This is a genomic window from Microbispora sp. CSR-4, from assembly GCF_008033685.1.
Classification (GTDB): Bacteria; Actinomycetota; Actinomycetes; order Streptosporangiales; family Streptosporangiaceae; genus Microbispora.
This window is the reverse complement of the sequence record NZ_VJVX01000001.1, coordinates 578,995-601,871: the sequence shown is the minus strand read 5'-3', so window position 1 is coordinate 601,871 and position 22,877 is coordinate 578,995. Positions and strand designations below refer to the sequence as shown.

The 22,877-nt window shown below is 72.6% G+C and carries 19 protein-coding genes and 1 riboswitch; of the genes, 14 read left to right on the top strand and 5 right to left on the bottom strand.

The window, feature by feature from the left end; translation table 11 throughout:
- Positions 1 to 38: 38 nt before the first annotated feature.
- Positions 39 to 911: a Gfo/Idh/MocA family protein gene (locus tag FLV34_RS02805; protein WP_147942266.1), complete on the top strand. Its 873-nt coding sequence runs from the start codon at positions 39 to 41 to the stop codon at positions 909 to 911.
- On the opposite strand, the gene FLV34_RS02800 is transcribed toward FLV34_RS02805, so the two are convergent.
- Entirely contained in the window at positions 874 to 2,145 is a 1,272-nt protein-coding gene (locus tag FLV34_RS02800; RefSeq protein WP_261985623.1) for an acyltransferase, read from the bottom strand. The two genes, FLV34_RS02805 and FLV34_RS02800, sit on opposite strands and share 38 nt — an antisense overlap.
- Before the next feature lie 385 nt (positions 2,146 to 2,530).
- Positions 2,531 to 2,667: riboswitch (cobalamin riboswitch) on the top strand.
- Between the two features lie 77 nt (positions 2,668 to 2,744).
- On the opposite strand from FLV34_RS02800, the gene FLV34_RS02795 reads away from it, so the two are divergent.
- The 4 genes from FLV34_RS02795 to FLV34_RS02780 all read left to right on the top strand — a co-directional run bounded on the left by FLV34_RS02795 (position 2,745) and on the right by FLV34_RS02780 (position 6,558).
- A complete protein-coding gene (locus tag FLV34_RS02795; protein ID WP_142644809.1) occupies positions 2,745 to 3,695 on the top strand; it encodes an ABC transporter substrate-binding protein in 951 nt (316 codons plus the stop codon).
- Between the two features lie 246 nt (positions 3,696 to 3,941).
- Positions 3,942 to 4,970 carry an iron ABC transporter permease gene (locus FLV34_RS02790; protein ID WP_142644810.1) on the top strand — a complete coding sequence of 343 codons (1,029 nt, stop codon included), beginning with the start codon at positions 3,942 to 3,944 and terminating at the stop codon, positions 4,968 to 4,970.
- Positions 4,967 to 5,782, top strand: coding sequence for an ABC transporter ATP-binding protein (locus tag FLV34_RS02785; RefSeq protein ID WP_142644811.1), 816 nt, complete (start codon positions 4,967 to 4,969; stop codon positions 5,780 to 5,782). The genes FLV34_RS02790 and FLV34_RS02785 overlap by 4 nt, the downstream gene beginning before the upstream one ends.
- Positions 5,779 to 6,558, top strand: a complete 780-nt coding sequence (locus FLV34_RS02780; protein ID WP_142644812.1) for an adenosylcobinamide amidohydrolase — start codon at positions 5,779 to 5,781, stop codon at positions 6,556 to 6,558. Before FLV34_RS02785 ends, FLV34_RS02780 begins: the two co-directional genes overlap by 4 nt.
- Here FLV34_RS02780 and FLV34_RS02775 read toward each other — a convergent pair.
- Both FLV34_RS02775 and FLV34_RS02770 read right to left on the bottom strand, forming a co-directional pair.
- Entirely contained in the window at positions 6,555 to 8,393 is a 1,839-nt protein-coding gene (locus FLV34_RS02775) for a serine/threonine-protein kinase (RefSeq protein WP_142644813.1), read from the bottom strand. The genes FLV34_RS02780 and FLV34_RS02775 overlap by 4 nt on opposite strands.
- Before the next feature lie 28 nt (positions 8,394 to 8,421).
- Entirely contained in the window at positions 8,422 to 10,050 is a 1,629-nt protein-coding gene (locus FLV34_RS02770; RefSeq protein ID WP_147942265.1) for a zinc ribbon domain-containing protein, read from the bottom strand.
- Between the two features lie 193 nt (positions 10,051 to 10,243).
- On the opposite strand from FLV34_RS02770, the gene FLV34_RS02765 reads away from it, so the two are divergent.
- The 6 genes from FLV34_RS02765 to FLV34_RS02740 all read left to right on the top strand — a co-directional run bounded on the left by FLV34_RS02765 (position 10,244) and on the right by FLV34_RS02740 (position 17,317).
- Positions 10,244 to 11,023 (top strand): hypothetical protein, encoded by a 780-nt coding sequence (locus tag FLV34_RS02765; RefSeq protein WP_147942264.1) that lies wholly within the window; start codon positions 10,244 to 10,246, stop codon positions 11,021 to 11,023.
- Positions 11,020 to 11,682, top strand: a complete 663-nt coding sequence (locus FLV34_RS02760) for a response regulator transcription factor (RefSeq protein WP_142644816.1) — start codon at positions 11,020 to 11,022, stop codon at positions 11,680 to 11,682. The genes FLV34_RS02765 and FLV34_RS02760 overlap by 4 nt, the downstream gene beginning before the upstream one ends.
- A gap of 589 nt (positions 11,683 to 12,271) precedes the next feature.
- Positions 12,272 to 14,362 carry a DUF6421 family protein gene (locus tag FLV34_RS02755; protein WP_142644817.1) on the top strand — a complete coding sequence of 697 codons (2,091 nt, stop codon included), beginning with the start codon at positions 12,272 to 12,274 and terminating at the stop codon, positions 14,360 to 14,362.
- Between the two features lie 37 nt (positions 14,363 to 14,399).
- On the top strand, positions 14,400 to 15,053 hold the full coding sequence (locus FLV34_RS02750) for an SDR family NAD(P)-dependent oxidoreductase (RefSeq protein ID WP_142644818.1): 654 nt from the start codon (positions 14,400 to 14,402) through the stop codon (positions 15,051 to 15,053).
- Between the two features lie 63 nt (positions 15,054 to 15,116).
- Positions 15,117 to 16,208, top strand: a complete 1,092-nt coding sequence (locus tag FLV34_RS02745; RefSeq protein WP_142644819.1) for a low specificity L-threonine aldolase — start codon at positions 15,117 to 15,119, stop codon at positions 16,206 to 16,208.
- 257 nt (positions 16,209 to 16,465) lie between these two features.
- Positions 16,466 to 17,317, top strand: a complete 852-nt coding sequence (locus tag FLV34_RS02740) for an alpha/beta fold hydrolase (RefSeq protein WP_147942263.1) — start codon at positions 16,466 to 16,468, stop codon at positions 17,315 to 17,317.
- A 26-nt stretch (positions 17,318 to 17,343) separates the two neighbouring features.
- On the opposite strand, the gene FLV34_RS02735 is transcribed toward FLV34_RS02740, so the two are convergent.
- Positions 17,344 to 18,021 (bottom strand): DUF305 domain-containing protein, encoded by a 678-nt coding sequence (locus tag FLV34_RS02735; RefSeq protein ID WP_260616991.1) that lies wholly within the window; start codon positions 18,019 to 18,021, stop codon positions 17,344 to 17,346.
- 106 nt (positions 18,022 to 18,127) lie between these two features.
- Here FLV34_RS02735 and FLV34_RS02730 point away from each other — a divergent pair, with 106 nt between their 5' ends.
- Positions 18,128 to 18,805, top strand: coding sequence for a DUF3105 domain-containing protein (locus FLV34_RS02730; RefSeq protein WP_142644821.1), 678 nt, complete (start codon positions 18,128 to 18,130; stop codon positions 18,803 to 18,805).
- A gap of 61 nt (positions 18,806 to 18,866) precedes the next feature.
- On the opposite strand, the gene ald is transcribed toward FLV34_RS02730, so the two are convergent.
- A complete protein-coding gene (gene ald, locus FLV34_RS02725) occupies positions 18,867 to 19,985 on the bottom strand; it encodes an alanine dehydrogenase (RefSeq protein WP_142644822.1) in 1,119 nt (372 codons plus the stop codon).
- A 170-nt stretch (positions 19,986 to 20,155) separates the two neighbouring features.
- Here ald and FLV34_RS02720 point away from each other — a divergent pair, with 170 nt between their 5' ends.
- Positions 20,156 to 21,802 (top strand): hypothetical protein, encoded by a 1,647-nt coding sequence (locus FLV34_RS02720; RefSeq protein ID WP_147942262.1) that lies wholly within the window; start codon positions 20,156 to 20,158, stop codon positions 21,800 to 21,802.
- A 292-nt stretch (positions 21,803 to 22,094) separates the two neighbouring features.
- Positions 22,095 to 22,799 (top strand): hypothetical protein, encoded by a 705-nt coding sequence (locus FLV34_RS02715; RefSeq protein WP_142644824.1) that lies wholly within the window; start codon positions 22,095 to 22,097, stop codon positions 22,797 to 22,799.
- Positions 22,800 to 22,877 lie beyond the last annotated feature (78 nt).

Genomic DNA, 22,877 nt, shown 5'->3' with positions numbered 1-22,877 from the left:
GGCCTGCAGTAGGGTCCCCGCGGGAAAGGGGGCGCCACATGGAGCCGGTGCGGGTGGGAGTCGTCGGTGCGGGACCGTGGGCGGAGATGGTGCACGCGCCCGCTCTCGCGGCCGGGCCGCACACGACGCTGTCCGGAGTGTGGGCGCGCAGGCCCGAGGCGGCGCGAGCGCTGGCGGACGCCCACGGCGCGCCCGCCTTCGAGCGGCTGGAGGACCTGTTCGCGGCGTCGGAGGCGGTCGCCTTTTGCGTGCCGCCCACCGTGCAGGCCGAACTCGGCGTGCTCGCGGCCCGGGCGGGAAAGGCCCTGCTGCTGGAGAAGCCGCTCGCGGCCGACCTCGACGGCGCCCGGCGCCTCGCCGGGGCGATCGAGGAGGCGGGCGTCGCCTCCCAGATGCTCTTCACGTTCCGCTATTCGGCGGCGACGGCCGGCTTCCTGGAGCGGGCCCGGCGGATCGAGCCCTTCGGCGGGCACGCCGCGAACATCTCGGGAAGCCTGCGCGGCGGCCCCTTCGCCACCCCCTGGCGGCTGGAGCGCGGGGCGGTGCTCGACGTGGGCCCGCACACGATCGACCTGCTCGACGCCGCGCTGGGCCGCGTGGTCGGGGTCAAGGCCCACGGCGACCCGCTCGGCTGGGTCGGCCTGCTGCTGGAGCACGAGGGCGGCGCGGTCAGCGAGGCGTCGCTCAGCATGGCCGTCGAGGGGGAGACCCCGCCCAGCCGTGTCGACGTGTACGGCAGGCTCGGCACCGCCTCGCTGCTCGGCTCCGAGCTCGGCGACGTCTTCCCCGAGGTGGTGCGGCAGTTCGCGAGCACCGTGCGCGACGGCGGCGGGCATCCGCTCGACGCCCGCCACGGACTGCGCATGCAGGAGATCATCGACGACGTGGAGCGGCAGCTGCGGGCCGGCTGACCAGGGCGAGGCCCGCGCCCAGGGCGACGGAGGCGATCACCGGCGCGGGGCCGGGCGCGAACCCGGTGATGGTGAGCGTGAGCAGCGCGCCGCCCATGAGGGGTACGGCCACGGGCACGTGCCGGTGGGCGGCGGCGCCCGCGGGGTTCTCGAAGCGGCCGAGCAGCGCGGTGAGCCCGACCAGCACCAGCGCCAGGGCGGCCAGGCACGGCGGGGCGGCGCTCCACCAGGCCGCCGAGCCGGCGGTGGGCGTCAGCCCGAGCCCGATGACCGCCACACCGGCGACGGCGACGAGCGCGGTCATGTGCCACAGGTAGATCGTCATCATGTGCGGCGCGAGCGCGGTGAGCACCCTCTCGGCCACCGGCCGGGCGGCCAGCGCGTTCACGGCGGGGCGCAGCAGCATCGCCAGGCCGAGCTGACCGGCGAACAGTGCGAGCAGGCAGGCGCTCGGCGGGGCCATGTTCGAGATCATCCCCGGCATCCCGATCATGCTGGAGGGGTAGGGCCCGGTCGCCACCAGGGCCGCCACCATCGCGAACCCGGCCACCGCGAGCCCCGCGGCCCGCCGTCCCCTCAGCCACTCCAGGCCGCCTTCGGCGTACCGGAACCCGACCTGGTGGACGGCCAGCCAGACGAAGGCGACGTTGAGATAACCGGCGGCCTCCAGGCCGGAGAACCGGACCACGTCCGTCAGCACCGCGCCGCCCGCCAGCACTGGCAGGACCACCCCGGCCCGCATCCGCAGCAGGCGCGGCGTGGTCACCACGGCCAGCAGGTAGACCGCCAGGAACCACAGGAGCTGCCCGACCGTCCGCGCGGCCACCTCCACCGGCTGCGCGGGCACGCCCAGGGCCGTCAGGAGGTGGGGGAGCGGCAGCCACACGACCGCCAGCGGCACCACCGGCCAGGCCAGGCGGCGTACCCGCCGCGCGGTCCACTCCCGGGCCGTCCCGCCCCGGCGAGCCGCGGACCGGAAGCTGATCGCGTTGGCCGCGCCCCCGGTGAAGAACACCAGTGGCATGACCTGCGAGATCCAGGTGACGTACGGGATCGCCGCCAGGGCGTTGCCGGTCGTGAGCCGCCCCTGGGCGTACGACAGGACCGGCATCGTCCAGTGCTGGACGACCACCAGGACCATCCCGAAGACGCGCAGGACGTCGATGAAGCGGTCGCGCGGCGCGGGTGCGGCCGGGGCCCGCTCGGCTGCGGGGGGAAGCATGGTCAGGGACACGAGAAGCCGCCTTCGCTGTTTCGGGGCCGCCGCGGGGGCGTTCCGCGGGCGGTGGGGGCTCGAAGCCTCGGTGGTTCGGGGTTGCGGTGGTTCGGGGTTGCGGTGGTTCGGGGTTGCGGTGGTTCGAGGTCGGGGTGGTTCGAGGTCGCGGTGGTTCGGGGGCTGCGGTGGCCCGGGGCCTGGGGCCCGGTCTTCGCGAGCGGTTCAAGCGTCCCGCCGCGCCCCCGCCCGGCGCAGCGACGCGGTCCCTACTTCCGATCATGGGAGGCCCCCTACCACCGGGGTAGGGCCGGCCCTACCAACCCCGCGTACGCCCAGGCCGACGGCCGCGCGCGTGGATCGCCGTCCGCCCGGGGCGGTGGGGTCCCGGGCCGGGGGTGGACGCCGCGTGAGGGATTGGTACCGTTGCGTCCGACGCGCGCCGCGTAGCGAAGTCCGGTGAGAATCCGGCGCTGTCCCGCAACTGTGGTTCCCCGCCCCCGGGGACGAGCCAGGTCGCCTGCGCTGCGCGCCGACGCTATCGACCCTCGTGGAAAAGGGTGATCCGTCGCTTCCAGCGGGTCCCTCGATTCCCGGCATTCCCCCTTATGGAGGACCTCGTGAGGCCCGTACGCACGGCCGTCGCGGGTGTGGTGCTGGGCGTGCTCGCTCTGGCCGGCTGCGGCCAGAGCGACGGCGCCGCCACGTCCGCTACCCCCACCCCCGCCGTCTCGGACGGCACCGGTCAGGCCGCATTCCCCGTCACCGTTCAGGCGGGCAACGGCGCGGTGACCATCGCCAAGAAGCCCGAGCACATCGTGTCGCTGTCCCCGACGGCCACCGAGATCCTGTTCGCGATCGGCGCGGGCGCGCAGGTGACGGCGGTGGACGACCAGTCGAACTACCCGCCCGAGGCGCCCAAGACCTCGCTGTCGGGGTTCAAGCCCAATGTCGAGGCGATCGTCGCCACCAAGCCCGACCTCGTGGTGCTCGCCAACGACCTGGAGGGCGTGGTCACCGGGCTCGGCAAGGTCGGCGTGCCGGTGCTGCTCGAACCCGCCGCGACCAAGCTCGACGACACCTACGACCAGATCCGGGACCTCGGCGCGGCCACCGGCAACGCGGCCAAGGCCGACGAGGTGGCGACCGGCGTCAAGCAGAAGATCGACGCCCTCGCGGCGGCGGCGCCGAAGGACAAGGAGCTGACGTACTACCACGAGCTGGACACCACGCCCTACGCGGCGACGTCGAGCACGTTCATCGGGCAGGTCTACAGCCTGTTCGGGCTGAAGAACATCGCCGACGAGGCGCCGGACGCGGCGGGCGGCTATCCCAAGCTGTCGGCGGAGTTCATCGCCAAGGCCGACCCCGACCTGATCTTCCTCGGTGACACGAAGTGCTGCGGGCAGGACGCCGCCGCGCTGGCCAAGCGGCCGGGCTGGTCCGGCCTGACCGCCGTGAAGAAGGGCCGCGTGGTGGGGCTGGACGACGACCTCGCCTCCCGCTGGGGGCCCCGGGTCGCCGACCTCGCCCAGGCCGTCAGCGACGCCGTGCAGAAGGCGGCGAGCTGAGCCGGTGACGACGCGGACGCCTCTGGCGGCGCGGCGCCTGGTGGTACGACGCCCGCTGACACGGCCTCTGGTGACACGGCCTCTGGTGACACGGCACGGTGGCATGGTGCCCGGTGACACGACGCCCAGGGACACGACGCCCGGTGACCCGGCGCCCGATGACGCGGTGCCCGATGACACGGTGCTCGGTGGTGGGGTGCTCGGTGGCCTGGTGCCAGATGACGTGGTGAGGCCGGTGGTGGCGTCATGACCCCGGCCCGGCCGCGCGGCCGGGCGCTGCTCGTCGCGTCCGTCGTGCTGGCGGCCAGTCTCGCCCTCGGCCTGATGGCGGGCGCGGCGGGCATCTCGCCCCGCGCCATCGTGCTCGCACTGCTCGACCGGCTGCCGCTGGTGTCGGTGCACTCGGGCCTGTCGCCGGTCGAGGAGGGGCTGCTGTTCCAGCTCCGGGTGCCGCGGGTGCTGCTCGCGGCCGTCGTGGGCGGGCTGCTCGCCACGGCCGGGGCCGGCTACCAGGGTGTGTTCCGCAACCCGCTGGCCGATCCCTACCTGCTCGGGGCGGCGGCGGGAGCCGGCCTCACGGTGACGCTCGTCGTGGTCTTCCTGGGCGGCGACACCGGCGTGACCGCGGTGCCGATCGCCGCCTTCGCCGGGGCCGTCGGCGGGGTGTTCCTCGCGTACGCGCTGGGCCACACGGCGGGCCGGGGCGGCGGCACCGCGACGCTGGTGCTCGCCGGTGTCGCGGTCACCTCGTTCCTCACCGCCATCCAGACCTTCGTGCAGCAGCTCAAGGTGGAGGAACTGCAGCGGATCTACTCCTGGATCCTCGGCGACGTCGGCGGCGGCTGGGACCAGCTCCGCATGATCGCGCCGTACGCCGCGGTGTCCACCATCGGCATGCTGCTGCACGGGCGGCTGCTCGACGTGCTGTCGGTGGGCGACGAGGAGGCGGTGAGTCTCGGCCTGCGCGCGGCGCGGGTGCGCTTCGTCGTGCTGCTGGCCGCCTCGCTCGCCACCGCGTCGGCCGTGGCGGTCAGCGGGCTGATCGCGTTCGTCGGGATCGTGGTGCCGCACGTGGTCCGGCGGCTCGCCGGCTGGTCCTACCGGATCGTGCTGCCGGTGTCGTTTCTCGGCGGCGCGGCGTTCCTCGTGCTGGCCGACACGATCGCGCGTACGGTGCTCGCGCCGGCCGAGCTGCCGATCGGGGTCGTCACGGCGTTCGTGGGGGCGCCGTTCTTCGTCACCATCCTGCGCGTGACCCGGCGGGTGGGGACGTGAGCGGGCGGGCCGCACCGGCCGTCGAGGCGCGCGGCGTGGGCGTCACGCTGGGCGGGCGGCGGGTGCTCACGGACGTCACGCTGTCGGCCGCGCCCGGCCAGTGGCTGGCGATCATCGGGCCGAACGGCGCGGGCAAGTCCACGCTCCTGCGGGCCGTCGCCGGGCTGGTGCCGAGGGAGGGCGAGGTGCTCGTCGAGGGGACGGCCGTCGACGACCTGCGCCCGCGCCGCCGGGCACGGCTGATCGCCTACGCGCCGCAGAGCCCGGCGCTGCCGCCCGACATGACGGTCTACGACTACGCGCTGCTCGGCCGCACGCCGTACATCGCCTATCTCGGCAGCGAGAGCGCGCGGGACCGCGAGGTGACGCGGTCGGTGCTGGAACGGCTCGACCTGGACGGCTTCGCGTCGCGGCCGCTCGGGCACCTGTCCGGCGGCGAGCGTCAGCGCGTCGTGCTCGCCAGGGCGCTGGTGCAGCAGGCGCCGGTGCTGCTGCTCGACGAGCCGACCACGGCGCTCGACCTGGGCCACCAGCAGCAGGTGCTCGAACTCGTCGACCGGCTGCGCCTGGCCGACGACCTCACCGTCGTGACGACGCTGCACGACCTCAGCCTCGCCGGGCAGTACGCCGACGTGCTCGTGCTGCTCGCCGCAGGGCGGGCGGTCGCGGCCGGGCCGCCCGGACAGGTGCTGGCCGAGCCGCTGCTGACCGAGCACTTCGGCGCCCGCGTGCGGGTGGAGCCCGGCCCCGAGGGCCGCCCCGTCGTCCACCTGGTGCGCCCGTCGGTCTCCTCGATGGCGGAGGAGGCATGACGGGCCTCCTCCGGCCGTCCCTGACGCACCGTACGGAGGACGGCCAGCGGCTGGGCACGCTGCTGTGGCGGTTCGGGCCCGGCTGGCGGATGATCTCCTCGGCGATGCTGGGCGGCGGCATCGGTCCCCGGGAGTGGGTGCTGAACGCGCAGGTGGCCGCGGGTTACTCACGCATGGACCCGGTCGAGCACATGGACGCGCTCGGGCCCGGCGGCCCCGGGGTCGGCATGATGACGGCGGCGCTGGTGGAGCGGTACGTCACGGCGGCCGACGGGGGAGCGGAGGCCGTCGCCACGGTCGGCCTGGGCGTGCCGACCTGGGCGGCCGCGCCCGAGGGCGTGCCCGACCCCGGCCTGCCCGCCGCCCCTGCCGCCCCCGAGCCCGCTTCGGCGTCCGCGCAGGAGCCCGTCGGTCCGGCCGCATCCGGTCCCGCGCGCGAGCCGGTCGGCACGGGCGATGCCGGGATGCCGGCAACCGGTGGGCGGGCGCCGCGGCCGGGGACGATCAACATCCTGGTGGCCGTGCCGGTCGCGTTCTCCGACCCCGCGCTGGTCAACGCCGTCATGACGGTCACCGAGGCGAAGACGCAGGCGCTGCTTGAGGCGGGCTTCCCCTGCACCGGGACCGCGTCGGACGCCGTGTGCGTCGCCGCGCGGGAGGACGGCCCGGCGGAGGAGTTCGGCGGCCCGCGCTCCGTCTGGGGCGCGCGGATCGCCCGTGCGGTCCACCGGGCCGTCCTCGACGGCGCACGCGACTGGCGCACCCGGCGGGGCTAGGACGTGAACGCGATGCTGTTCACCATGTGGTCGATGTTCGACTGGTTGAACTTGCCCGGCGGGCAGAAGAACGTGATCAGGACGGTCGTGCCCGTGTCGCCCTGCCGTACGACGTAGGCGATGAACTCGAGCCGTCCGCCCTGCTGGGGGTCGCTGAGCACGCCCTCGATGCGGAACGCGGGTTTGGCCCCGACCGTCGTGGGCGTCGGCACACCGAAGTAGGTGGTCACGCCGGGCAGCGCCGGGCCCAGGCTCTCCTGGAGCTCCATCGGCGAGTCGGACGTGCTCAGGGTGTTGCTGACCTGGGCGAACACCCCGGCGGCCCGATCAGGCTGGTCCTTGATGATGGCGTTCACCTTCGACCAGTCGGTGTTGCCCGGCACCGCGAACAGCGCGTTGAACTCGTCCACCGCGGGGGAGGCGATCATCCACTGGTCGGCGTTCGTCTTGGCCTCGCCCCACGACGAGGGGTAGGACATGGTGAACGGCGCCGCCGTGCTGCCCGGGTAGGTGTTCCACGTCGCGGCGGTGTCCCCGCCCTTGGTCAGCAGCAGCGCCGCGGCGACGGCGATGGACACCAGGATCGCCAGGCCGCCGATCAGCGGCCCGAGCGGCAGCCCTCGCCGCTGGCCCTGCGCGCCCGCCGACGCGACCGTCGCCTGCGCGTTCGGCGACCCGGGAGGGTACGACCCGTGACCCTGCACATGGCCCATGGCACCGGTCGGATGGCTCACCGGCGGGTGGGACGACGCCGTGGGCGCCGAGTAGGAGGGATGGGTGACGGGCGGCCTGGTGCCGGGAGGGAACGAGGTGGGCGTGCCCGGCGGATAGGACCCCTGCGGCCGCGCCCCGGCCGGTCCCTGCGCGGCCGGAGAGCCGTGGGAGACCGGAGACCCCGGAGAGGCGTGGGAGACCGGCGGGTACGAGGGCACCGGGGGATGGGACGGGGTGACCGGGGGATACGACGGGGAGGCCGCCGGGTCGCCCGCGCCGCCGCTGATCGCGTCGCGCAGCGCGGACACGAACGCCTGGCACGTCTCGAACCGCTCGGCCGGCGACTTGGCCAGCGCCCGCGTGAGCACGGCGTTCACGGCGTGCGGCAGGTCCGGCCGGTACGGTGTGAGCGGCGGCGGGTCGTGGGACACGTGGGCGTAGAGCAGCGCCAGCTCGGTGTCCCGCTGGAACGGCGGCTGCCCGGCCAGCGCCTCGTACACGACGCAGGCGAACGCGTACAAATCGCTCCGGCCGTCGACCGGCAGGCCCCGGATCTGCTCCGGGGCGACGTAGCGCGGAGTGCCCATGAAGTGACCATGGCTGGTCAGCCCGGCCTCGGCCGAGGAGCTCTTGGTGAGCCCGAAGTCGGTCAGATAGACGTGGTCGGCCTGCGTGACCAGGATGTTGGCCGGTTTCACGTCGCGGTGCACGAGGCCGTGGGCGTGCGCGGCGTCCAGCGCGGAGGCGATCTGCACGAACAGCGGGTTGGCCCGGCCGACCGGCAGCGGGCCCTCCGACTGCACGAGCTTGCGCAGGTCGCTGCCCTCGACGTAGCGCATGGCGATGAACAGCAGATCGTCGCGCTCGCCGGCCTCGTACACCGGGATGATGTTGGGGTGGTCGATGCTCGCCACCATCCGCGACTCGCGTACGAACCGGTCGCGGAACCGGTCGTCGTGCGCGAGCTGCGGTGCGAGCACCTTCAGCGCCACGGCCCGCCCGAGCCGCTGGTCGCGGGCCCGGTAGACCGTCGCCATGCCACCACGTCCGACGACCGCCTCGACCGTGTAGTCGCCGAGCTGCCGCCCGACGAGCGGCGGCATCACGGGCCCCTCGGTCATACGGTCTCCCCCTTGAACGTTCTTCCGATCACGAATCGACTGGGTTCCCGCAGAAGCCGCAGAAACGGTGTCCCTGACCCAGTCGCATGCCGCACTGCGTGCAGAACTTGAGCTGCGCCTGTCCGCGTGGCGGCGACGGGTTCGGCGGGTAGGAGTGCCCGCGCGGCGGCGAGACGTCCTCCGGATGCGCGTGCCCGTGCGGCGGCGACAGGTCCACGGGGTACGCCTGCCCACCGGCCGGGGACGGATCCGCCGGCACGGGAGCGGGCGGCGGCCCGACGACGTCGGGAGACCGGGCGGCCTCCGCCCCGAACACCCTCGTCACGGCGTACGGCGGCCAGGAGTTCTCCGGCGGCGGGTAGGACGCGGCCTCACCCGCGAAGTCCCCGTGCACGGCGTTGCCGGGTGCGGCGACACCGGGGTGGTCGGTCTGGCCGCCGGCGCCGGCGCGTGCGGCGCTCCTGCGGCGCAGCAGCACGACGCCCACGGCCAGCAGCGCGAGGACCACGACGCCGCCGGCCGCCCACACGTACGACGGCACCGACGACTTCGCCTGCGCGGCGGCGGCCGGGCTCGCCACCGGTTTCGACCCGGCGTCCTCCGCCGTGCCCGCCTTGGACTGGGCGACCCGCAGATGGTCGGCCGCCACCGCGTGGTCGGGCCGCAGGTTGAGCACCTGCTGCAGCGCCGGTATCGCGCCGGTGTAGAGCTTGTTGTGGTAGGAGGCGAGCGCGTTCTCGTACACGACGTCGACCGGGCCGCGGCGCGGCGTGACCCCGGCGGTGACCAGCGCGCTGCGAATGTCGTCGGCGGGGGTGATGGTCACCGGTTCGCCGCCGCCCCCGGAGACGAACCCGACCACCTCGCTCTTGCCGTCGTCGATGAGGGCCGCGCCGGGCGCGCCGTCGTCCAGCAGCTTGAGGACCTTGTCGCGCTCCTTGACGGTCCGGCTGCCCGGCGGATTCAGGTGCGCGGTGTCGAGCTTGGGCGGGGTCTTCGCCGAGGGCCTGCTCGGGAGCGACATGACGTCGAGCGACTCGACCGCGCCGCCGATCGTCGTGCCCAGCGGGACGGTGGGCAGTGACTGCTTCTCACCGCCCTTGGTGACCTTCAGCACGGCCGGGGACGCGGGGGAGGTCCCGGTGGTCAGGATCTGCGCGGGCAGGCCCCCGGGCGGCGGCGGGTCGAGGTAGGGGTAGACGGTGACGTTGGTCGTGACGTCGGCGATGCAGGTCGAGTCGGTCTTCTGCGGCGGGTAGCACGCCTTGAGCCGGCGGTCGAGGTCGGGGTCGTCCAGCGGGTGCTGCTTGAAGTCGGCGGGGATCTTCACCTTGAAGTATTCGGCGAAGATCCGGTTGGCCGCGTACACGCGGGGGTCGTCGGCGGCCTGCACGACCTGTGTCGCGGTCACGACCACGCCGTCGGGCGTCACGGTGAAGCCGCTGCCCTCCGCCAGGTCGACGTCGTAGTCGCGGACCAGTTGCTTGATCACGCCGCGGTCGTCCAGCAACGTGATGCGGACATGCGAGGAGGACTCAACGCGTACCGCGCCGGGGGTGACCCGGTCGGTGGAACCGCTGGGGTGCGGGTGGAGCATGGGCGCCGCGAGCGCCGAAAGCGCGCCCAGCCCCGCGATAAGGGAGTGCAGGCGGGGCATCTGCTTCTCCTATGCCTGATCGGAACGCCTCAAGCGTCTCAGCGCGGACAGTGCTCGACAAGGTGAGTATCGTGACCGACACCCACTTGATACAGCGCGATGATCGCGCCGTCGCTTGACGATTACTTGCAGGCCGATTGCGAGGCGTCTGTTCTCTGATGCGCGGTATGTCGGCAGGGATTACTCTGCGCGCATGCGCTCGTCCCTCCTCCGCTCGGTTCCCCGCGTCGATCTTCTGATCGGACTCGCGATCATAGCGCTGGGCACTCTTGAGGCGTTCACGGACGCCATGGACTACGGCGCGGCCCGCAGTCCCGAGCTGTGGTGGGTCGGCCAGGCGCTGGTCACCGGCGTCCTGGTCTGGTATCGCCGCAGGGCTCCCGTGGCGGTCTTCATCCTCATGATCCTCGCGCAGTACGCCTGGCACCGGCAGGGCAACGAGTCGTGCCCGGTCTGGCAGCTCGCCGCGCTGCTCATCGTCTTCCACACGATCGGCGCCCACCTGTCGGTCAGGCACGGCGGCGCCTGGGCGCTCGCGGGCGTCCTGATCTTCGACTCGGGTGCCGTCGACCACCGCTTCCTGCCGTTCCAGGAGGTCGTCTACCTCACCGTCATGTTCGGCTCGGCCTACCTCACGGGGCTGGCGCTGCGCGGCTACCTCCTGCGGGCGCACCGGATGAGCGAGCGGGCGATGCGGCTGGAGCTGGAGCGGGAACGCCGGGCCGCCGAGGCCGTCGCCGCCGAGCGCAACCGGATCGCCTACCACCCCGAACGGCTGGAGCTGGAGATCACCGACAACGGCGCGGGCGCCGGACCGGCGTTGTCCACCGGCAACGGGCTCATCGGCATGCGTGAGCGGGCCGAGCTGTTCGGCGGCTCCCTGGACGCCGGGCCGCTGCCGGAGGGCGGTTATCGCGTCCGCGCGACGCTGCCGATCGCCCAGGGGGTGCCGGTGAGCGAGGCCGCGAAGTGACCGTGCGCATCGTCCTCGCCGACGACCAGGCGATGATCCGGACCGGCCTGCGCATGGTCGTCGAGAGCGAGCCCGGGATGGAGGTCGTGGGCGAGGCCGCCGACGGCGCCGAGGCGGTCGCCCTGGCCCGCCGGGTGCGGCCCGACATCGTGCTCATGGACATCTCGATGCCGCGCGTGGACGGGCTCACCGCGGCCAGACAGCTGCTCGACGCGCCGCATCCGCCCAAGGTCATCATGCTGACGACGTTCGACACCGACGAGAACCTGTACGCCGCGCTGCGCGCCGGCACCAGCGGCTTCCTGCTGAAGGTGTCGCCGCCGGAGCAGCTCGTGGAGGCCATCAGGGTCGTCGCCGCGGGTGACGGACTGCTCGACCCCGCCGTGACCACGCGGGTGATCGCCTCCTTCGCGGGCCGGCACGAGCCGGTGCGGCCGCCGCAGCTCGCCGAGCTCACCCCGCGCGAGCTGGAGGTGCTGCGGATGCTCGCCCGGGGCCTCACCAACGCCGAGATCGCCAAGGAGCTCTTCGTCGGCGAGGCCACGGTCAAGACCCACGTCGCCCGCGTGCTCATGAAGCTGAACCTGCGCGACCGCGCTCAGGCGGTCGTGTTCGCGTACGAGTCGGGCGTGGTGACGCCGGGGTCGGCGCTCGGGTAGCTCGGGTAGCTCGGGTAGCTCTGGTAGTACGACGCCCACTCGGCGTTCGTCATGCGCAGGACCTTGAGGCCGAGGTAGCCCAGGGCGATGACGGGGGTCCATGAGGAGCAGCGCCGAGACGCTGATGTAGCCGATGATCGTCATGCCTCCGGCGACGTGGCCGAGGACGACGGCCTTCTTCCGCACCAGGTGCAGCAGGCCGAAGGCCGCGATCGGGACGAGCACCCAGCTCCAGTGGTAGGGCAGCGACTCCAGCTGGGCCAGGGCGGGGTTGTCGCCATAGCTGACCATCTCGTGGTCGTCGCCCCAGGTGCCGGGGTCGACGAGGAGCGCGACGAACTGCAGCAGCGGTGCGACGAACAGCAGGACTCCGGTGACGGTGCGCCGGAAGGCCACCGAGGCCGACGGTTCGGACATCGATCTTTCCCTCCGGGTCTTTCTCCTACGGCCGGTGACAGTAGGTGAGCGACCCCGGGGGATTCGTCCGCCGCGCGGGTGATCCCTCCTCACCCGCTAGAGCGACTTATCGCTGCAAGGCGACCTATGTGTATATTTTCCGGAAGAAGGCTCACAGTACGGGAGATTTTTCATGAAGGCGTTCCCGGCGGTCCTGTTCGACGAGGCGCACAGCGAGGCATGGACGATCCGGCGCGAGGTCGCCGAGGCCATGAATCCCGCCCACCCCGACGACAACAGCTACGCGGAGGCCGCCACGGCGCTGCGGCGGCTCGGCCACACGGTGCGCGCGCACACCGAGGGCCCGATCACTCCGGCCGTGCTGGACGGGTGCGACGTCTTCGTGGTCGCACACCCCTCGGCCGAGCGCTGGGAACGCACCACCGGGGTCGGCAGCCCCGTCTTCGCCGCCGAGGAGATCGACGCTCTCGAGGCGTACGTCGCGGGCGGCGGCGGGCTGATCGTGCTGGCAGAGCACGAGCAGGAGAAGTACGGCAGCAACCTGGGCGAGCTGCTCGCCCGGTTCGGGGTGACGGTCGAGCACGCGACCGTCCAGGACCCCGGCAACTGCCACAACGGCGTGGCCACCTGGGTCCTCGGCGTGCCCGCCGGGCAGGCCGTGGCCGAGCAGAGCGGCGTGGCCCAGGACCTGCTCGCGGAGGTCCGCAGGGCCTGCTTCTACCGCGCCGGCACGCTCGGCGCGCCGGCCGGGGCGAGCGTCCTGTTCACGACCTCCGGGTCCGCCGACCCCGCGGACGCCCCGCTCGTCGCCGCCGTACGGCACGGCAGGGGCCGCGTGGTCGTCCTGGCCGACTCCGACCTGTTCGGCGACGACTCGATCCGCGACTACGACCACGAGAAGCTGTGGGGCAACCTCGTCACCTGGGCCGCCCGCGTGCCCGAGGCGTCCGGCGCCGCCCGCGCCTCCCGCCCCGAGGTGGCGGAGGAGTTCGCCCGGCTCAAGGACGCCGTGGAGCGGTTGCGCCCCCTCCAGGCCAAGGACGGCTCGGTCACCGGAGACCACGACGAGGCCGTGGCGTGCATCAGCGAGATCGTCGACGGCGTCGCCCGGCTCGCGCCGCACTTCCCGCACGACGCCGACTATCTCGACGCGGTGATGAAGGACTTCCGCGCGTGGGTGGCGGCCGGGCTCGGCAAGCCCGACTTCCTCGACTCGCTGAACCTGTTCCACCCCGACGCCCAGCGGATCGACGGCCTGGAGCACCTGGTCGTCTTCCCGATGTACACCCAGAACGGCAACCCCAACCGCAACGTCGAGGCGGTCTGGATCCGGGTCGTGTGGCCCGACTGGCTGGCCGAGCTGGAGGCGGGCGGCTACGACAACCCGATGTTCGTGCCGATCACGTTCGTCGACTTCACCTCCGGCTACGACACCAACTCGGCCGTGCTGTTCCCCGAGACCGTGGTCGTGCGCCAGACCCCGCCGCGCTTCACCTGGGGCGGCATCTTCTGCGACCGCGAGGCCGCCCGGTTCCGCCGGGTCAGCGAGGCCGCCGCGGCCACGCTGAAGCTGGAGCTGCCGCCGGACGCCGCCCGGCTGCTGGCGTCGCAGGACCTCGCCCAGGACACGTTCGTGCTGTGGGACCTCGTCCACGACCGCACGCACAGCCACGGCGACCTGCCGTTCGACCCGTTCATGATCAAGCAGCGCATGCCGTACTGGCTCTACAGCCTGGAGGAGCTGCGCTGCGACCTCACGGCGTACGGCGAGGCCGTGAAGCTGGAGGCCGCGGGCGTGCCGCACGCGCGGTACGTGCAGTACGCCATCCTGTTCGACCGGCTGTTCCGCTTCCCGATCACCGGCGAGCGGGTGCGCAACTACGACGGGCTCGGCGGCCAGCTCTTGTTCGCCTACCTGCACCGGCAGGGCATCGTGCGGTGGACCGACAACCGGCTCACCATCGACTGGTCGCGGGTCGCCGACGGCGTCGCCGACCTGCGCGGCGAGGTGGAGAAGCTCTACCGCGACGGCATCGACCGGTCCAAGCGGGCCCACTGGCTCGCCGCGCACGAGCTGGTCGCGACGTACGTCGAGCCCGACCCGGCCTCGGTCTGGAAGCAGGGCGTGCACGCACTGCCCACCGAGCAGAAGGCCATGGTCGACGCCGTGCTGCCCGACGAGTTCCCGCTGAGCATGTTCTACGAGGCCCTGCGCCGTAAGCTCACCGACGTGGTGGAGTCGACCCGGGGCATCCGGGCGTGAGCGCGGACCGCGTGGGTGAGATTGTGAGGGGCGTGCGATGAGCAGGGTGATCGTGGTCACGGGGGCGGGCGGCCCGGCCGGCCGCGCGGTCGTCGGGAAGTTCGCCGAGCTGGGCGACACGGTCATCGGCGTGGACAAGTCCGGCGCCGAGGGATGCCTGGCCGTCGACCTGCTCGACCGGGACGCCGTACGGGCCCTGGCCGAGGGGGTGCGGGCCGAGCACGGCCGGGTCGACGGCGTCGTCCACCTGGTGGGCGGCTGGCGGGGGTCGAAGACCTTCGCCGACACCTCGCTCGACGACTGGGACCTGCTGCACGACCTGCTGATCAGGACCCTGCAGCACGTGTCGCTGGAGTTCGAGCCGCTGCTGCGGGCGAGCGGGAACGGCCGGTTCGCGATCGTGTCGGCCCGGGCGGCGAGCAAGCCCACCCAGGGAGGCGCGGCGTACGCGGCGGCCAAGGCCGCCGCCGAGGCGTGGACGCTGGCCCTGGCCGACGCGCTGAAGGACACCTCCTCCGCCGCGGTGGTCCTGGTGGTCAACGCATTGGTGCACGATGAGATGAGGGCCGCGAATCCGGACAAGCCATACCGGACCTTCACTGACGTGAAGGACCTGGCGACGACGATCGCGGGCCTGTGGGACGAGGAGCCGGCTGCGGTCAACGGCCGCAGGATCGACCTCGTGCCCTGATCTACGCTGCTCGATCCGGACCCGCGTCCGGCCTGACCGGCCGGTCGCGGGTCTGAAACCGCGATGGGGAGACATCTCGTGACAACCGATGCCGTACGCCGGCACGACCCGGCGAGCCGGACGTTCGCCAGTGACAACTACGCGGGGGTGCACCCCGAGGTCCTGGAGGCGATCGCCCTCGCCAACGGCGGGCACCAGACCTCCTACGGCGACGACGTCTACACCGAGGCGGCCCGGGAGGTCTTCCGCAGGCACTTCGGCGAGCAGGCCGAGGTGTTCCCCGTGTTCAACGGCACGGCCGCCAACGTCGTGTCGCTGCGCTCGATGTGCGCCCACTGGGAGGCCGTGGTCTGCCCCGAGACCGCGCACATCAACACCGACGAGGGCGGCGCGCCCGAGGTCACCGGCGGGCTGAAGCTGCTGACCGTGCCGACCCCCGACGGCAAGCTCACGCCGGAGCTGATCGACCGGCAGGCGCGGGGCTTCGGCGACGTGCACCACGCGCAGCCCCGGGTCGTGTCGATCTCCAACGCGACCGAGCTGGGCACGCTCTACACCCCGGCCGAGATCAAGGCGATCTGCGACCACGCCCACGAGCTGGGGATGTTCGTCCACCTCGACGGGTCGCGGATCACCAACGCCGCCGCCGCGCTGGACGTGCCGCTGCGCGCGCTGACCACGGACGCCGGGGTCGACGTGCTGTCGTTCGGCGGCACCAAGATCGGCCTGCTGCTGGGCGAGGTCGTCGTCGTGCTGAACCCGGAGGCGTCGCGGGGCCTGCCCTACCTGCGCAAGACGAGCATGCAGCTCGCCTCGAAGATGCGCTTCGTGTCGGTGCAGTTCGAAGCCCTGCTCGGGGGGGACCTGTGGCTGCGCAACGCCCGCCAGGCCAACGCGATGGCCCGGCGGCTGGCGGAAGCCGTACGCGACCTGCCCGGGGTGAGCGTGCCGCGCCCGGTCGAGGCCAACGCGGTCTTCGCGGTGCTGCCGAGTGACGTGGCCGACCGGCTGCGCAAGCGGTTCCGCTTCTACAACTGGGACGACCAGATCGGCGGGGGCATGGTCGAGGTGCGGTGGATGTGCGCCTTCGACACCACCGAGGCCGACGTGGACGCGTTCGTCGCGGCGCTGGCCGAGGAACTGCGCGCCTCGTAGGCGTCGTCGGCCTTTCGCTCCTCCGGCCCGCCGGACCCCCCTTTCGCCCGCCGGACCCCTTTCGCCCGCCGGACCCCTTTGGCCCGCCAGAACTCTTCGGCCCGCCGGAACCGGCGAGCCGGAGGGGCCGGCCTCGGCGGTACTCGGCCGATCGGACAGGCCATGTCCCGCGCGGCCATGCCACGGAAGCCGGTGGTCGCGGCCGAGGGGAACATTCGTCCAAGACGCCGGCGTGCACCCGCGGCGACAGTGGCCGCATGACTGTTTCCGACGGCAAGCCGCGGGTGGACGACGAGACCACCACCAGTTCGACGCTGTCCCTGGACGACGGCGACATCCACGTGTGCGAGGACGGTCCCAGCGACGCCCCGGCGCTCCTGCTCATCCACGGATCCGCCTCCTCGGTCCGCTCGTGGGACCCGCTGGTCCCGCTGCTGACCGGAGCGCACCGCGTCATCCGGATCGACCTGCTCGGGCACGGCCTGTCGGGCAAACCCGCGGGCCCGAGCTACGCGGTGCCCGACCAGGCGCGCCGGGCCGGCGCGGCACTGGACCTGCTCGGCGTCGAGCACGCGATCGTGGCCGGTCACTCCAGCGGCGGCGCGGTCGCCACCGCGCTCGCCGAGCAGCGGCCCGGCCTGGTGACCGCGCTCGCGCTCGTCAACACCGGACCCGGCATGCACGCCTTCATCCCGTCGGAGTCCGCAGGGATCGCGGCGTCGCAGTGGCCGCCGACCGACGAGCAGCTCCGCCGCTTCGCCGCCACAGCGGTCAGCCGCCCCGGCTACCGGATCCCGCAGGAGCTCCTCGGCGAGGTGCGCATGATGACCCACCACACGCTCGCCGCGACCATGCAGGGCATCCTCGACTACCTGGAGCAGCGTGCCCTGCCGGACCGGCTGGCGGTCCTCGCCAAACCGCTCCTGGTGATCTTCGGTGCGGACGACCGGAGGTGGCGATCCTCGTCCGCCGCCGACTACCGTGTCGTACCGGGCGCGGAGGTCGAGCTGCTGCCGGGCCTCGGGCACTCACCCATACTCGAGGACCCGGAACGGACCGCCCGCTCCCTGCTGGCCTTCACCGCGCTCCACGCCACGGGGGCGGACTGAACCAGACGGCCTGACGGTGCCGTACGTCACGGTGCGGGGAGCGGCTGGGCTCCCCGCTTGGCCAGCAGTTCCTTCATCGTGCGGATCTCGGCGTTCTGGCCGTCGACGATGTGCTGGGCCAAAGACCGCACCTCGTCACGATCCGACAGCCTGAGCAGGCCCTCGGCCATCTCCACACCGCCCTGGTGGTGGCGGATCATGAGCTGGAGGAAGAGGATCTCGGCGTCCTTGCCGGTGGCCTGGCGGAGCCGGTTCATCTCCTCTTCGGTGGCCATGCCGGGCATCGTGCCGGACGTCGGAATGGTCGTGGCGGCCCCGCCGTGCCCGTGCCCGGCCATCCAGGCCATCGCGGGCCGGTCGGAGCTCTGGTCGAGCCCCCACTGCTGCAGCCAGCCCATGAAAATTCCACGCTGGGTGCTCTGCGTCGTGATGATGTCGTACGCCAGGCTGCGCAGCGCCTCGTCGGAGGTCTTGTCCCTGAGGATGAAGGACATCTCCACCGCCTGCGCGTGGTGGACCCCCATGTCTCTGGCGAAGCCCGCTTCGGGGGAGGTGTCGCCGGGCGTCCCCTGCCTGGTGAAGAACAGCACGAGCGCCGCCGCCGCGAGGAGGACGACGACCAGCCCGAGGATGGGGAGGCGGCGCCGGGCCGGGGGAGCGGTCTCCACGGCGCTGTCCTCTGGGACGTCGATGTCAGTGCTCACCGCCCACACGCTACTCTCCGGAGCCCTCGCCCTGCCCGAAGCAATACCTTTAGCCACTATTCTCCATACGCAGCGGGGGTGTCAGTGATCAGCGGATGGAGGAGCGATGACCAAGGAGAAGGCGCAGGCGAGGCGTGACCACCTCGCCCGCATGCGCGCCGAGCAGAAGCGCAAGGAGCGGCGCGCCGCACTTCTCATGTGGGGTATAGGCGGCCTTGTGATCGTCGTCCTGATCGCCCTCGTCACCGTCTATGTGATCAACGACCGTTCGGCCAAGTCGCTCAGCGCCGTCAAGACCTTCAACTACAAGGGCTCCGACCACTCCTGGACGAAGGTCTCCTACAAGGAGACCCCGCCCGTCGGCGGCCAGCACAACTTCTACTGGCAGAACTGCGGCATCTACGACAAGCCCATCCACAACGAGCACGGCGTCCACTCGCTGGAGCACGGTGCGGTGTGGATCACCTATCAGCCCGACCTGCCCAAGGCCGAGGTGGACAAGCTCAAGACCATCGCCTCCTCCGACTACATGCTGCTGAGCCCCTACCCGAACCTGCCGTCCAAGATCGTCGTCAGCTCCTGGAACCACCAGCTCGCGCTGGACTCGGCGGACGACCCCCGGCTGCCCGAGTTCGTGAAGAAGTACAAGCAGAACCCGACCACCACTCCCGAGTACGGTGCGTCCTGCTCCGGCGGCATCGGCACCACCGACGAGCAGCCGCTCCCGTCGCCGCAGGCGGAGACCACGCAGGAGCCGATGCCGAGCACGGCCCCGTCGTCCTGACCGGCACCAGCCCGACTGGAACGTCCCGGCCGCCGTGTCGCGGCCGGGACCGGTATCGCGGTCAGGGAACCAGCACGCGGTCCACGGGCACGGCCTCCAGCCCGTGGGCCTCGGCCACCGGGCGGCTCGTCAGATGGCCTTCGTGCGTGCTCAGGCCGAGGGCGAGCGCGGGGTCGGCGGTCAGCGCCTCGCGCCAGCCCAGATCGGCGATCGCCAGCGCGTACGGCAGCGTGACGTTGGTCAGTGCGTACGTCGAGGTGTGCGGCACCGCCCCGGGCATGTTGGCCACGCAGTAGAACACCGAGCGGTGCACCCGGTAGACCGGGTCGGCGTGGGTGGTCGGCCGCGAGTCCTCGAAACAGCCGCCCTGGTCGATGGAGATGTCCACCAGCACCGAGCCCGGCTTCATCCGTGCGACGAGGTCGTTGCTCACCAGGGTCGGCGCCTTGGCGCCCGGCACGAGCACCGCGCCGATCACCAGGTCGGCGTCCACCACCGCCCGCTCGACCTCGTACGCGTTGGACGCCACCGTCTGGCAGCTCCCCTGGAAGACGAGGTCGGCGTGGCGCAGCCGGTCGACGTCGCGGTCGAGCAGCAGCACCTGGGCCCGCATGCCCGTGGCCACCGCGGCTGCGCTCATGCCCGACACCCCCGCGCCGATCACCACCACCTTGGCCGGGTAGGTGCCGGGGACGCCGCTCATCAGCACGCCGCGTCCGCCGCCCTGGCGCATGAGGTGGTAGGCGCCCACCTGCGGCGCCAGCCGTCCGGCCACCTCGGACATGGGCGCGAGCAGCGGCAGCGTACGGTCGGGTTTCTGCACGGTCTCGTACGCGATGCCGGTCACGCCCGACTCCAGCATGGCCCGGGTGCAGGACTCCGAGGCGGCCAGATGGAGATAGGTGAACAGCACCTGGCCCTTGCGCATCCGGTGATACTCGTCCGGCACCGGCTCCTTGACCTTCAGGATCAGATCACCCTCGGCCCACACCTCGTCCGCCGTGTCGAGGATCACGGCCCCGGCCGCGGTGAAGTCCTCGTCCGGGATCGCCGACCCGAGCCCCGCGCCCTTCTCGATGAGGACCTGATGACCCTTGCGTACGAACTCGTTGACCCCCGCGGGTGTGAGCGCGACCCGGTACTCGTGTGTCTTGATCTCTCGGGGAACTCCCACCTTCATGTCTTCACTGTCTGCTCCCGACGTCCGTATGGGCATCGGTCAACGGGCAACCATTTGGCGGATATTCATGACAAATTGTCAATAAAAGAACGCGTTGAACGTTCCATGGTCGGCCGGTTACCCGCAGTTGGCAGACCTCGGTAGGCTCTGCGAGCGGTGTAAGGATCGAGGTGGGAATGCACAACGCGCCCGTGCCGGGAGACGAAGAGCCCGGCCCGCGGCCCGGCGGCCTGACATCGGGAGCCGAGACGGCGCCCATGCCCAAGCCGGTCGGCCCCGAGAACCGCGGCGGCGTGCCCGCCCAGACGTCCGGCGAATGGGGCGGCTGGTTCGGCGACACGTCCGGCGGCGCCGGTGCCGCCGCGGAGACGACGACCGTTCTGCCGGCCGCCGGCGGCGAATCAGACGACCCGTACGGCGGGCCCGGCGACCCCGGCGGAGGCCGCCCGGCGCCTCCAGCCGACCCGCTCGGCGGCCCGGGTGGCGTGCGGGGTGAGTACGGCGGGCCGGACGATCCGCTCGGTGCGCGCGGCGAGCCGCCGGACAGGCCCGATGATCCGCTCGCGGACACGCTCAGCGGCCCGGTAGACGTGCCCGGCGCCCCGCTCGGGGTTCCGGGCGGGGCGGGTGATCTCCCCGGCGTGCCGGGTGGGTCTGGCGGCCCGGACGACCCGCTCGGCGTGTCCGGCGGCCCCGGCGGAGCGGGCGACCCGCTCGGCATGGCAGGCGGACCCGCCGTGCCGGGTGACCCACTGGGGCCTCCGGGCGGAGCGGGCGACCCTCTCTACGCTCCGGGGGCAGCGGACGACACACGTGCGATCCCCGTCGACCTCGGTGGGGTGCCCGCTGCCGCCGGTGCTCCCGTCCGTCCCGGCGAGCCGGTGGAGCCCGCCACGCCCGGCGCGCCCGACGACGCGTCCTCGGGCGGAGCCACAGGGCCGGGTGACAAGCCGCCCGCCCCCGACGGCCCCACGGAGCCGCGGGCGGCGAGGGGGACGACGATCGCCCTCGTCTCGGCCCTCGTGCTCGTGGTCATCATGTCGGGCGTCCTCGGCGCCGTCGCCGTGGTGATGACCCAGAACCCGGACGCCCCGCCGCTCAAGCAGACGCCCGTACGCACCCTGCTGACGCCCGTGCACTTCGCGCCGGTGACCGGGGTGGGGGCGGCGCCCTGTGCCGGAACGGACGCGATCCCGGACGACAAGGGCACCTCCTGCTACCAGCTCGATCCGGGAGTCACGGTCACGACCGTGCAGAAGATCGAAGAGGTGACGGAGAACGACGGCACCTACTCGATCAGGCTGGTTCTGTCCCCCTCCAGCCAGGAGCAGATCGAGGCCCTCACCCGCGAGACGGTCAAGCAGCAGCTCGCGATCGTGGTGGGGGAGAAGGTCGTGGCCGCTCCGCGGGTGGCTCAGGAGATCACCCAGGACAGCCTCGGCATCGCGGGCTTCGACAAGGCCCAGGCCGACGCGATCATGGCGCTGCTGACCGGGTCCGCTCCCGCCGGCCAGTCCGCTCCGGCCGCCTCGCCCGCCGCCACCGACGCCGGCCAGCCCGGCGGCACACAACCGGACGGAACGCAGCCCGGCGGGACCCAGCCTGGTGGCACGCAGCCGGGCGGGACCCAGCCTGGTGGCACGCAGCCTGGCGGAACGGTGTACGAGGGCCAGCCGCAAGGATCGCAGCAGGGCGGCACCCAGGGCGGCACTCAGCAGGGAGGCGCAGGGCAGGGAGGCACAGGGCAGGGAGGCACAGGGCAGGGAGGCACAGGGCAGCAGGGAGGCACGCAGTCCACCCCCGAGGGGTTCCAATGAGCACGGATCACGGCCCGGGCCCCCGCCTGCGGACCTGAACCGGCCGACCGGCGGCCGGGGCATGCTCGCCCCGGCCGTCCGATCGAGCCCGGTCATTGCGTGCACGGGATCGTCTCCTGGCCTCTCTCGCGGCGGCGCGGTCTCGTCCCGGCGCGCTGCACGTCCCAGGGGCTCCCACGTCGTGGGGGTCGCGGGCTCGCCCACCGGCCGTACGAGGTGGTGCGGGGCGGCGGCGGCCGGGTGCAAGCCGGGGTCAATCCCGGTGCAAGCAGAGCCCCGTAGCGTACGGCGCATGTCAGCACGATCGTTTCGAGGCGCAGCCGCCACGGCCGCGATTGCCGCGTTCCTGGTCCCCGCCTCCCTGCTCGCCGCCGCTCCGGCTCTCGCGCACACCGCGCACACCCACGCCACCGCGCACACCCCCGCACAGGCCCCGGTCACGGCGTCCGCTCACGGCACGGCCGCACCGGCGACCGTCGCCAAGAAGTTGTTCGGCGCGTGGCTGCGCCGGGACCGCCACGCGGCCGCACGCGTCGCCACCTCGAGCGCGGCCTCCACGCTCTTCGCCTATCCTTTCCGGGCTCCGGACAAGTTCGCGGGCTGCTCGGGCAACGCCTGCCGGTTCGTCCACACCAGCGTGCGCGTGCCGGGCGGGCTCGACGGCATCCTGATGGTCGTGTCGGGCGGCAAGGTCACGAAGGTCTACGAGTCCCGCCACCTCGTCAAGCCGTCCGACGCGGCCAAGCACCTGTTCGAGGCCTGGCGCAAGGGCGACCGCAACCGGGGCCTGGAGGCCGCCACGACCACGGCGGTCAAGACGCTGTTCCGGACCAAGTACGACCCGAAGGGTGTGAAGCACTTCTTCCAGGGCTGCAGCTCCGAGCCCAAGGGCTATGGCTGCGCCTACTCCTACGAGGGCGGCGCGATGTTCATGCACGTGCGGGGCTCGAAGAGCCGCGGCTACGAGGTGACCTCCATCACCTACATCGCCGACTGAGCCCGAGCCGGCCGAACCCGAGCCGGCCGAGTCCGAGCGACCTGAACCCGGGCCCCTGAACCCAGGCCCCGCAACCTC